This is a genomic window from Streptomyces sp. NPDC054770, assembly GCF_053611985.1.
Window position 1 is genome coordinate 107755 of the sequence record NZ_JBSHBL010000032.1, and the last position, 10369, is coordinate 118123.

A 10369-nucleotide genomic window follows, 5' to 3' on the forward strand; every position below is an offset into this window, starting at 1 on the left:
TCACCCGGAAGGCGTCAATGGGTTGCGCAGAAAGCGGTACCGACCGCTGTCCGGGCACAACCCGCGGCATGCCACACGGCGGCTAACTCGCCTGCGGTGAAGCCGTGTTGGCGATCCTCTGCAGGGCGTGGACGACACTGCCGAGGTGCCCCCGGGCGGCCTGCTCGGCGGCGACCGGGTCCCGGCCGCAGACGGCGTCGATGATCGCGAGGTGTTCCGGGAGCGAGACGGTCGGCCGCCCCGGTTGCAGGGCGAGCCTGAACTGGTGCCGTACCGACTGGCCGCGCAGCCGCTCCAGCACTCCCCCGGCCGTGGCCTGGCCGCTCAGCTCCACGAGGCGACGGTGCAGCCGGTTGTTCAGCTCGGAGTAGGTCATGACCTCCCCGGCCTCGACCGCGCCGATCATCCCCGCGCGGATCTCGCGCAGTTCGGCGATCTCCGTGTCGGTCACCCGCCGGGCGGCCTTGGCGGCGCAGAGGCCTTCGACCACCATCCGGACCTCGGTGATCTCGATCGCCTCGGCCAGCGGCACCGCGCGCACCCGGGCGCCCCGGTTGGGGATGCGCTCCACCAGCCCCTCGTTGCCCAGTTGGAGCAGGGCGGAGCGCACGGCACCGCGGCTGACCGAGAACTGCTCCGCCAGGTCGACCTCCACGAGCCGCTGGTCCGGCACGTAGTCCCCGCGCACGATCGCCGCGCGGATGACCTCGACGACCGGGTCGGACCCGGACGGGATGTTGGGTGCTGCCGACACGTGGTTCCCCTTTCCGCGACGGAACGATCAGAATGGCAACGATATTGTCGCCAATCCTGCCCTGCCGCGAGGGCCCCGGACAGGGGCGATGAACACGAACTGGGAGGCACCTGTGAACTCCACCGCCGTGGCCGGTCTCCGTGTCGCCGTGCTCGGACTGGGCGAGGCGGGCGGCGCGATCGCGGGCGACCTGGTCGCCGCGGGGGCGCGGGTGCGCGGGTACGACCCGAGGGTCGCGGCGCCGCCGGGTGTCGTCGGCACCGGCGGCGAGGCGGAAGCGGCCGCGGGCAGCGATCTCGTCCTGAGCGTCAACAGCGCCTCGGCCGCCCTGGACGCACTGCGCGCGGGCCTCGCCGGCACCGCGCCCGGCTGCCTGTGGGCCGACCTCAACACCGCGTCGCCCGCGGTGAAACGGGAGCTCGGCGAGGTCGCGGCGGACGCGGGCATCGACCTGGTCGACGTGGCCCTGATGGCCACCGTGCCGGGCCGGGGCCTGCGCACGCCGATGCTCGCCTCGGGGGCGGCGGCCGGGCGCTGCGCCGCCCTGCTCCGGCCGCTCGGCGCGCGGGTGGACGTCCTCGACGGTCCGGCCGGGCTGGCCGCCGAGCGCAAGCTGCTGCGCAGCGTGTTCTACAAGGGGTGGGCTGCGGCCGCCGTCGAGGCGCTGGAGGCGGCGCGCGCGGCGGGCTGCGAGGAGTGGCTGCGCCGGCACATCACCGACGAGCTGGCGCACGCGGACGCGGCGACGCTGGACCGGCTGGTGGACGGCAGCCACCGGCACGCGGTACGCCGCACGGCGGAGATGCAGGCCGCCGCCGACATGCTCGACGACCTCGGCGTACCCCCGCTGGTCACCACGGCGAGCCGCGACCTGCTGCACCGGCTGACCAGACCGTAGACATCGCCACGGCCACCGGCGCATCGCCGCGTCGGGCAGGCTTCGCCGCCGTGCCGACCGGGGTGGCCGCCTACGCGCCGTCCGGGCTCGGCCGGGCGGCCTCGCCGGAGGTCGTCCCGGGTTTGCTGTGCAGGACTTCGCGGGCCTGCTCGGCGGCGCGGGCGATGCTCTCGCTGACGAAGTCGAGGAAGCGGGCGATGTTCTCCAGGCGGTCGGCGGCGGGGGTGCGGGCGCCGAGGACGGCGACACCCTGGCGTGCGGTCTCGGCGATCTGGGCGGTGCCGCGGGCGCTGGCCATCATCGACTGGTACCAGACGTCGTCGTCGACGACGTAGCGCTCGCGGCGGCGTTCGTCGCGCTCCCGGCGGACGAGCCCCTGCTCTTCGAGGAACGCGACCGCCTTGGAGACGGACGCCGGGCTGACCTGGAGCCGCTGCACGAGTTCGGAAGCGGTCAGGCTGGCCGCGTCGCTGATGCAGAGGCAGGCCAGCACCCTGGCCATCATCTTGGGCGTACCCGACTGCATGAAGACGGTGGTGAGCGTCTCCTCGTACTCGGCCACCGCCTCGGCGTCACGCCCGTGCGGCTGAGGTACCGCCCCGGGGCCCCGGGAGGAAACGGCCCGGCGCCGATGGGCGCGGCGTTCGGTGGCACGGTGCGCCAGGTCGGCGCGGTAGGCGGTGGGGCCGCCGTTGCGCATCACCTCACGTGTGACCGTCGAGGTCGGACGGTCGAGGCGGCGGGCGATCTCGGCATAGGGGAGGCCGTCGGCCAGCCCCAGCGCGATCTGCTGGCGTTCCTGCTGAGTGAGCCTGCCTCCCGGCATCGCGATCTCCTCACTGTTCCTCCGAGGGCGCCCCCGGCTCCCCGAGCATAGCGTTCACTCCACGTTCATTGCAATGATCAGAGGCCTGTCGTTGCGTTACTTTCAGAACCGTTGCAACACTTTACTGACGTTGAGCTGCATAAATAAACTTCTTACGCAACGGACGCGTTGCTACACCCACGAAAGCAACGTAGCGTTTTCAATGTCGGAAACAACGAACGCCAACGGGAGACCACGATGCAGAAGTTCGCCACCCCCGCCCCGATCTCCGCCGTCCTGGACATCCCCGCCGGACGCGTCCAGTTCATCGCCGCGGACCGCGCCGACACCACCGTCGAGGTCCTGCCCGCCGACCCCGCCAAGAGCCGGGACGTCAAGGCGGCCGAGCAGACCACCGTCTCCTACGCCGACGGCACCCTGCGGATCGCGGCCGGCGCCCCCGGCAACCAGCTCTTCGGTCCCTCCGGCTCCGTGGAGGTCACCGTCCAGCTGCCCGCCGGTTCCCGCGTCGAGGCCAAGGCCGCCGGCACGGAGCTGCGCGGTGCCGGGCGCCTCGGGGACGTGGTCTTCGACGGCGCATACCGCCAGATCAAGATCGACGAGGCCGCGAGCCTCCGCCTCGTCGCGACCGACGGCGACATCGAGGTCGGCCGACTGGGCGGCCCGGCGGAGATCAGCACCGCACGGGGCGACATCCGTATCAACGAGGCCGTACGCGGCACGGTCTTGCTCCGCACCCAGGACGGCGACATCTCGGTCGGCGCGGCCGCCGGCGTCTCGGCCGCCCTGGACGCCGGCACCGGCTACGGCCGCGTCAGCAACTCCCTCAAGAACGACGGCAGCACCGAACTCGACATCCACGCCACCACGTCCCGCGGCGACATCACCGCCCGCAGCAACTAGAGGCACCGATCGATACTGCACCCCGAGGGGCCCGGCGACCCGCGCCGGGCCCCTCGGGGATGTCACATCACATCGTTCACCTATATGAACCTTGCGCACATGTATATACGCGAGCCGCCCGGCAATGCGAGACTCCTTCAACTCCCGCACAGACCAGTCCAGTTGGAGAGGAAGGCACCCATGCACATGTCCCGCAGGGCCGTGCTGGCCACCGCAGGCGGCGCCGCGGTGGCGTACGCCGCCGTACCTCAGTCCGCGCAGGCGCTCACCGGGCAGGCGCCGGCGGCGACGGAGTCGGTGCTGCGCGACGCGGCCGACTACGCGGTGGCGAAGGTACGTGCCGTCGCGCCCGGGGTGAGCGCCTTCCCCGTCGGGACGAAGTTCGAGAAGTGGGTCTACTCCCAGAACGGCGACTGGGTCGGCGGATTCTGGCCGGGCATCCTCTGGCTGAGCTGGCTGCACAGCGGGGACGACAGCCTGCGCACCCTCGCCCTCACGTCGGCCGCGAAACTCGCCCCCCGCCAGTACGACACCAGCACACACGACCTGGGCTTCCTGTTCACCCCGTCCTGGGTCACCGCCTGGCGGCTGACCGGCGACACGTCCTGGCGGGACGGCGCCGTGCAGGCCGCGCGCTCACTGCTCCAGCGCTACAACCCGCGCGGCCGCTACCTGCGGGCCTGGGGCGCGCTCAACACCTCCGACAGCGCGGGGCGCATGATCATCGACACGATGATGAACCTCGACCTGCTCGTCTTCGCCGCCCGGCAGACCGGCGACAGCGCCTTCATGGACGCGGCCGTGGGACACGCGCAGACCACCCGGCGGCTCTTCCCGCGGCCGGACGGGTCCACCCCGCACGCCTACGACCTCGACCCCGTCACCGGCACCCCCATCGGCCAGAACACCGTCCAGGGCTACAGCCCCACCTCCTGCTGGGCCCGCGGCCAGGCCTGGGGAATCTACGGCTTCACCACCATGTACCGCCGCACCGGCGACCATCGGTTCCTCGACACCGCCCGCACGCTCGCCGACTACGCCGTCGAGGCGCTCGGCCCGGACCATGTGCCCGTCTGGGACTATCGCGCACCGCAGCAGCCCTACGACGTCAAGGACGCCTCCGCCGCAACCGTCATGGCCTGCGGACTGCTCGACCTGGCCGCCGCCACCGGCAGCGGTCCCTACCGCACCACCGCCCTGCAAATCCTGGACGCGGTATGCCGGACCTGCCTCACCACCCACTCCACCCGCGCCGAGGCCGTCGTCGCCCGCTGCACCCGCAACCGCCCCGCCGAGGACGGCATCGAGATCTCCCTCCCCTACGCCGACTACTACCTCCTCGAAGCGATCCTGCGCGTCCTGCGCCCGCACGAGCTGGACCGGGCGATCGACCTGTCCACGGTCTGACGCGGTCGGCCGACCGCACCCGCGGCGGCCCCGGCCCGGCGGGGAGCCGGTGAGCCGGTGAGCCGTAATCGTCTTGCCGCCCGGCAACTGACGGACGACGCTGGGCCGATGACCGGACGGCAGAAGAGCACAGGCCGGCAACGGCCCCGGAGCAGCCGGACGCCCACGCCCCGCGCCCCCGACACCGGCCGCTGGGAAACCGTCTTCGAGACCCAGGACGAGTCGGAATGGCGGGCCCGCCTGCGCCGGCCGCGGAACTCGGAGCAACGGTTCGACTGGACGAACGCTCGCCTGGACGTTCTCTGCGGCCGGCTGGAACGGCCGACCACCTATCGGCTGAGCGTCTTCGTGCCGACGGGCTCCACGTCCTAGGGGCCGTCGGCGGACGTCGGTCCGGGCGCGTTCGTCGGCGGCGCGCTGAGCGGAGACGCCGGCGGCGGGGACGCCTCCCCGGAGTCGGCCTGGACCACCAGGACGACCGCGATGACCGCTGTGGTCAGGGCGGCCATCGTGGCCAGCCACCAGATCCCGATCGCTTTCGCGTGAGCGGCCATGGCACCCTCCTTCGACGCGGAGCGTACGCCGTTGCCTGAAGACAGGACTCTCGTTTCACAGCACGCGACAGCCGGCGCCCCACACCACCGGCCGCATCGCCACATTGTGACCGTCTTTCACGATTGTCGTGCCGAATTGAGGAATCCGGAGCAGCCGACCGGTCCGGACCTGGCCGTCAGTCATCGGGGATGCCCACTCCGCTCAGCGCGGGAACGGTCCGCTCCGGGTGGAGCAGGGAGCGGGTGCCGAGGCGGAACTGGTCGAGTCTGCCGAGGACGGTCCGGCCGACCGGGGTGTGGCCCCAGACGCTGATGCCCTGGTGGGTGCTGGGTTCCCAGGTCGTCTCGTCGACCACGACCGGGTTCCATCCGACCTCCCACTCGAAGCCGGAGGGGGTGCGGGCGTAGAAGGAGAGTTCCTTGTCGTTGGTGTGCTGACCTACCGACAGGGCCATGTCGAAGCCCAGTTCGTGGACGCGTTCGTAACTGCGCGCCAGGTCGTCCAGGCTCGCGCACTGGATGTTGAGGTGCTGGACGCGGGTGCGGACCGGGTCGATCGGCAGCCCGCGGACGGCAGCGATCGCGATGGAGTGGTGGCGTTCGTTGACCCGCAGGAAGCGGATCCTGAGCTTGACGCCGCTGATGGTCTCGTCGATGTAGTCGGTCAGGCGGGCGTCGAAGACGGTGGCGAAGTAGCCGCGCGTCAGGGCGGGTCGGGTGGACGTGATCGCGACGTGGCCCATCCCGGAGTCGCCGGTGACCCAGCCGGAGGCGAGCATGGTCAGGGGCTGCGTCGAGGTGACGGGGGTGGTGTAGATCTCCTGGGTGATGCCCTTGGGGCCGGGGAAGCGGAGCAGGCGCTCGACCCCGCGCAGTCCGGCCTCCTCGGCGCTGCCCTCGACGGCGGGGACGCCGTGGGCGCGCACCCGGGCCTCGATCCGCTCGAAGGTGGTGTGGTCGTCGAGGTGCCAGCCGATGGCGACGACGTCCTCGGCCGGACCGCGCCGCAGCAGGAACCGGCACTCGTGGTCGTCGAGGCGGAACCGCATCAGGCCGGTGTCGAGGTCGTCGTGGTGCATGCCGATGGCGTCGGTGCCGAACCGCCGCCAGTCGGCGAACCGCTCCGTCTCGATGACCAGGTAGCCGAGGTGGACGGCCCCGAAGACGTCGTGCCGCCCGGTCATCGCCGGCCTGCCAGGAAGTCCGCGCACAGGCTGTTGAACAGTTCGGCGCGCTCCCACTGCACCCAGTGTCCGGTGTTCGCCACCAGGTACAGGTCGCAGTCGGGCATGCGATCGGCCAGCATCCGGCCGCCGCCGGGCCGGTTGACCCGGTCCGCGGCACCCCACACCACCAGGGTGGGCACCGGCAGCCGTGCCAGGCGCCGGTCGCGGGTGAAGTCCGTCTTCCACAGGGCGCGCAGGGACGTCGGACGGGTCAGCGGCGGGTTCGCGACGACCTCGGGGTCAATGCTGTCCCGGTATCGGGAGTCGATGACCGACTCGGGCACCTCCGCCGCGTTGAAGACGAGGTGGGTGCGGATGAACTTCTCCAGCTTCGGCCGCGAAGGGCCGTCCCCGGAGTAGTAGTCGAGGAGGCTGTTCAGGCCCGGGGTGGGCAGGGCGCGGGTGGTGCCGATGCCGCCGGGGCCCATCAGGACCATGCGGTCGACCCGGTCGGGGGTGTCCAGGGCGAGGCGCAGTGCGCAGGCCCCGCCGTAGGAGTTGCCGACCAGGTGGGCCCTGCCCAGGCCGAGCCGGTCCAGCAGGCCCCGGATGTGGTCGGCGAGGAAGCCGAACGGGTCACTCCCGTCGACACCTTTGCCGCTCCGGCCGTAGCCGGGCAGGTCGGGCACGATGACCCGGTACTCCTTGGCCAACTCGGCGATGTTCCGGGTGTAGTTGGAGACGCCGGAGGCGCCGGGGCCGCCGCCGTGCAGGAGCAGGACGGGCGGGCCGTCACCGGTCTCCGCGACGAAGATCTTTCTGCCCGCGACATCGAGCAGGGACTCCCGCATCGACGGCATCTCGGTCTGCGTGGTCTGCGTGGCCATGGGTGTCCTCACTGGGCGGAGACGGCGGCCGGTCGCGAGGTGGGCGCGAACCCGGGCGGCGGCGAAGGGAGTCGGGTGCCGGCGGGGGCGGCGGCGTAGACGTAGGCGTCGGGCCGCAGGGCGAGCGTGGTCACGCGGTGCCGGGCGAGCCAGGGCAGCAGCACGCCGTCGCTGTCGACGACAGCGCCCTCGGCCGGGCGTGCGCCCGCGGGCAGAACGGCCAGGGCGGGGACGCCGACCCGCTCCCAGGCAGGCTGCGGGCGGGGCGGGCCGAGGTGCAGCAGCAGCCAGCGGCCGCCGAGCACGTCGTCCAGCCGGACCCGCTCGCCGTCGGGGCCGATCACCCAGGGCTGCGGGATCTGGCGCCCGGAAGCCCTGGTGCGCGGGCGCGCCTGGAAGCCCTCGGCATAGGCTGCGACCGGTATCCAGTTGGCGTCCACCAGCCGGGAGGTGAGCCCCGACGCCGGGCGAATCGCACGCAGCGCCGTGTCCCGGAGGCGGGCCACCGGGAGCCGGCGTTCGGTGATGAGCCGGCCGACGAACACCGCCCGCCGCGTCACCTCCTTCACATGCGGTTTGCGCTCCGCCTCGTAGGACTCCAGGACCGACTCCGGCAGTCCGCTGCGCAGCACGGCGGCGAGCTTCCAGCACAGGTTGGCCGCGTCCCGGACCCCGGCCGCCATGCCCTGCCCGATCCACGGCGGCATCGCATGCGCGGCGTCCCCGGCGAGGAAGACCCGGCCCACCCGGAACCGGGCGGCGAACCGCACATGGTGGCTGTACACCGTCGCCCGCAGGATCTTGATCTGGTCCCGGCCGATGCCGTACCGCGACACCATCGAGTAGATGGCGTCCTCGCCGGTCAGGTGCTTCTCGTCGTCACCCGGCAGGATCGGGAACTCCCAGCGGTGGTGCCCCAGCGGGGTCGGGCAGTCCACCGCCGGGCGGGCCGGGTCGCAGCGGAACCGCAACCGGTCGTGGTCCGGCCACGGCTTGAGCATCTCGGTGTCGATGACCACCCAGCGGTCCTCGTACGTCCGCCCCTCGTACCCCACGTTCAGCTGGGCCCGGGTGAGGCTTGAGCCGCCGTCGGCCGCGATCACGTACCGCGCCCGCAGCCGTCGTACCGAGTCGCCGGCGCCGACGACCGTCAGCTCGACGCCGGTGCCGTCCGCGGACTGACGCAGCCGCAGGCACTCGTGGCGCAGCAGCACCTCCACGTTCGGGTAGCGCTGGACGCCGTCGCGCAGGACCTGCTCCAGCGCGGGCTGGTAGATGAACATCTGCGGCGGATGGCCGTGGCCGCGCGGGGCCGGGCGGGCGCTGAGGAAGGTGCGGCCCCGCGCGTCGACGAAGTCCAGCGGCCGCTCGGCGAGCATGTCCGGCTTCAGCCGCTCGGCCAGGCCGATGCGCTGCCAGATCCGGATGACCTCCTCGTCCGTGGAGATCGCCCGCGCCCGGGAGTAGATCTCCGCGTCCCGCTCCACCACGACGACCCGCAGCCCCATGCCGCCCAGCAGATTCGCCGCGGTCACCCCTGTGGGCCCGTAACCGATCACCGCCACGTCATAGACGCCGTCGTCGACTCCACGCCCGGCACTGACTTCGCCCACCAGGCCACCTCACTGTCGTTCCTGTGTACCTGCGACTCACACGCTCTTGCTGTAACACTCACTCCAATTGGAACAAGCGCTACGGTAAGGTGGGCGTCGACGCCGGTCAAGTACTCGGGGCGGCGGAAACCAGGGGCCCGTCCGACGGGAGCCGCCGGACACCCCGCGCTCCGCCCAGTGCTTGGAGGTAGACGCGGTCACCGTCGGCGACGCGGCTGGCGGCGGTGGCCGAGACCGCTGGGACCGCATCCGGGCGTGGCTGGTGGCCCACCGGGATCTGTTCACGGCTGCCCTGCTGCGCTGACCCGACCCGAGCTCACACAACAAGCTCGGCTTGTTCTTCATGGCCCGAGCCGCCTTGAGAGTGCGTGACGCTGTCCGTCCTGGAGTGACTTGGCGAGCAGGGGGGCGTTGCCATGATCCGGGTCGACGCGGAGCGCAACCGTGGCGGTCAGCCGGCGTGGACGTTTGCCGCTTCTGATGGGCCGCTGGGCAGTGGGATGAGGGCCGACGGGGGCCTCGGTCGCCGAGCGCCCGGTCGGGCGGACGGCGCTACTTTCGCAGCTCCGCCCCGAAGGCGTGAGAACGGTAGTCGGTGGGGGTTTCGCCGGTGTGGTGCTTGAAGAACTTCGAGAAGGCCGTGGGAGTGGGGAAGCCGAGTCGTCCGGCGACCGCCGAGGCCGGCAGCTCGGTGTGGACGAGCAGGCGCCTGGCCTCAAGGACGATCCGGTCGTCCAGGTACCGCTTCGCGGTACCCCCGGTCGCCGCGAGGCAGGCGCGGGTCAGCGTGCGCGAGCTGTACCCGAGCGCCCGGGCATAGTCGGCGACCGTGCGGCTCTCGGCGAAGTCGCGTTCGACCGCCGCATGGAACGCCCGGAACGCCTCGCTGGTCCTGGACGCACCCCGCTCGCGGTCATAGAGGTGGGACAGCCTCAGCACGAGCGCCGCCAGCAGATGCCGGACGAGTTCGATCTGCGCGTCCAGCCGCAGCGCGCCCGTCTCCTTGTACGCCTCCATGAGCAGTTCGAGCGTCCGCTCGACCGGCTCGGCCTCCTTCGCGGACGGCAGCAGCAGTCCCCAGGGAAAGGGCGGGTCGACGCCGGCGGCGGCGATGGTGGCCGGGTCGAGGAGGCCGAGCTGGAAGAGGATCAGGGTGCCCAGCGCATGCTCCAGCCCCTCATCGAAGCGGTACACCTGTTCGGGCCGGATCCAAAGCCAGGCGTTCGGCGGCACCGGCAGCGGCTCCCCGTCCACTGTGAGCCGCAGGATCCCTTCCTTGGCCGTCAGCAGGTGGTGGAAGTCGGCCCGCGCAGGCTTACGCGGATCCAACCCGTGCCCGGCGGCCCGTCGTGCGAGCCGGG

General features: G+C 72.0%; 12 protein-coding genes. 5 read left to right on the forward strand and 7 right to left on the reverse strand.

Annotated elements, in window-relative coordinates:
* Nucleotides 1-82: 82 nt before the first annotated feature.
* Nucleotides 83-754 (reverse strand): GntR family transcriptional regulator, encoded by a 672-nt coding sequence (locus ACWGKQ_RS26445; RefSeq protein WP_453294432.1) that lies wholly within the window; start codon nucleotides 752-754, stop codon nucleotides 83-85.
* 112 nt (nucleotides 755-866) lie between these two features.
* Between ACWGKQ_RS26445 and ACWGKQ_RS26450 the strand changes: the two genes are divergently transcribed.
* Nucleotides 867-1652, forward strand: a complete 786-nt coding sequence (locus ACWGKQ_RS26450) for a DUF1932 domain-containing protein (RefSeq protein ID WP_453294433.1) — start codon at nucleotides 867-869, stop codon at nucleotides 1650-1652.
* Nucleotides 1653-1722: 70 nt separating this feature from the next.
* On the opposite strand, the gene ACWGKQ_RS26455 is transcribed toward ACWGKQ_RS26450, so the two are convergent.
* Nucleotides 1723-2478 (reverse strand): helix-turn-helix domain-containing protein, encoded by a 756-nt coding sequence (locus tag ACWGKQ_RS26455; protein ID WP_453294434.1) that lies wholly within the window; start codon nucleotides 2476-2478, stop codon nucleotides 1723-1725.
* Between the two features lie 237 nt (nucleotides 2479-2715).
* Here ACWGKQ_RS26455 and ACWGKQ_RS26460 point away from each other — a divergent pair, with 237 nt between their 5' ends.
* The 3 genes from ACWGKQ_RS26460 to ACWGKQ_RS26470 all read left to right on the forward strand — a co-directional run bounded on the left by ACWGKQ_RS26460 (nucleotide 2716) and on the right by ACWGKQ_RS26470 (nucleotide 5160).
* On the forward strand, nucleotides 2716-3381 hold the full coding sequence (locus ACWGKQ_RS26460; protein WP_453294435.1) for a DUF4097 family beta strand repeat-containing protein: 666 nt from the start codon (nucleotides 2716-2718) through the stop codon (nucleotides 3379-3381).
* Nucleotides 3382-3561: 180 nt separating this feature from the next.
* Entirely contained in the window at nucleotides 3562-4788 is a 1227-nt protein-coding gene (locus ACWGKQ_RS26465) for a glycoside hydrolase family 88 protein (protein ID WP_453294436.1), read from the forward strand.
* Between the two features lie 108 nt (nucleotides 4789-4896).
* Nucleotides 4897-5160: a hypothetical protein gene (locus ACWGKQ_RS26470; RefSeq protein WP_453294437.1), complete on the forward strand. Its 264-nt coding sequence runs from the start codon at nucleotides 4897-4899 to the stop codon at nucleotides 5158-5160.
* Here ACWGKQ_RS26470 and ACWGKQ_RS26475 read toward each other — a convergent pair.
* The 4 genes from ACWGKQ_RS26475 to ACWGKQ_RS26490 all read right to left on the reverse strand — a co-directional run bounded on the left by ACWGKQ_RS26475 (nucleotide 5157) and on the right by ACWGKQ_RS26490 (nucleotide 9008).
* Entirely contained in the window at nucleotides 5157-5342 is a 186-nt protein-coding gene (locus ACWGKQ_RS26475; protein WP_453294438.1) for a hypothetical protein, read from the reverse strand. The genes ACWGKQ_RS26470 and ACWGKQ_RS26475 overlap by 4 nt on opposite strands.
* Nucleotides 5343-5518: 176 nt before the next feature.
* Nucleotides 5519-6526, reverse strand: a complete 1008-nt coding sequence (locus ACWGKQ_RS26480) for a VOC family protein (RefSeq protein WP_453294439.1) — start codon at nucleotides 6524-6526, stop codon at nucleotides 5519-5521.
* Complete coding sequence (locus tag ACWGKQ_RS26485; protein ID WP_453294440.1) at nucleotides 6523-7395, reverse strand: alpha/beta fold hydrolase; 873 nt, start codon at nucleotides 7393-7395, stop codon at nucleotides 6523-6525. The genes ACWGKQ_RS26480 and ACWGKQ_RS26485 overlap by 4 nt, the downstream gene beginning before the upstream one ends.
* A gap of 8 nt (nucleotides 7396-7403) precedes the next feature.
* Entirely contained in the window at nucleotides 7404-9008 is a 1605-nt protein-coding gene (locus ACWGKQ_RS26490) for a bifunctional 3-(3-hydroxy-phenyl)propionate/3-hydroxycinnamic acid hydroxylase (protein ID WP_453294441.1), read from the reverse strand.
* 181 nt (nucleotides 9009-9189) lie between these two features.
* Here ACWGKQ_RS26490 and ACWGKQ_RS26495 point away from each other — a divergent pair, with 181 nt between their 5' ends.
* Nucleotides 9190-9312, forward strand: a complete 123-nt coding sequence (locus tag ACWGKQ_RS26495; RefSeq protein ID WP_453294442.1) for a hypothetical protein — start codon at nucleotides 9190-9192, stop codon at nucleotides 9310-9312.
* A 248-nt stretch (nucleotides 9313-9560) separates the two neighbouring features.
* Here the strand turns inward: ACWGKQ_RS26495 and ACWGKQ_RS26500 are convergent.
* Nucleotides 9561-10369, reverse strand: an 809-nt coding sequence (locus tag ACWGKQ_RS26500; RefSeq protein WP_453294443.1) for a helix-turn-helix domain-containing protein, incomplete at its 5' end; no start/stop codon positions are given.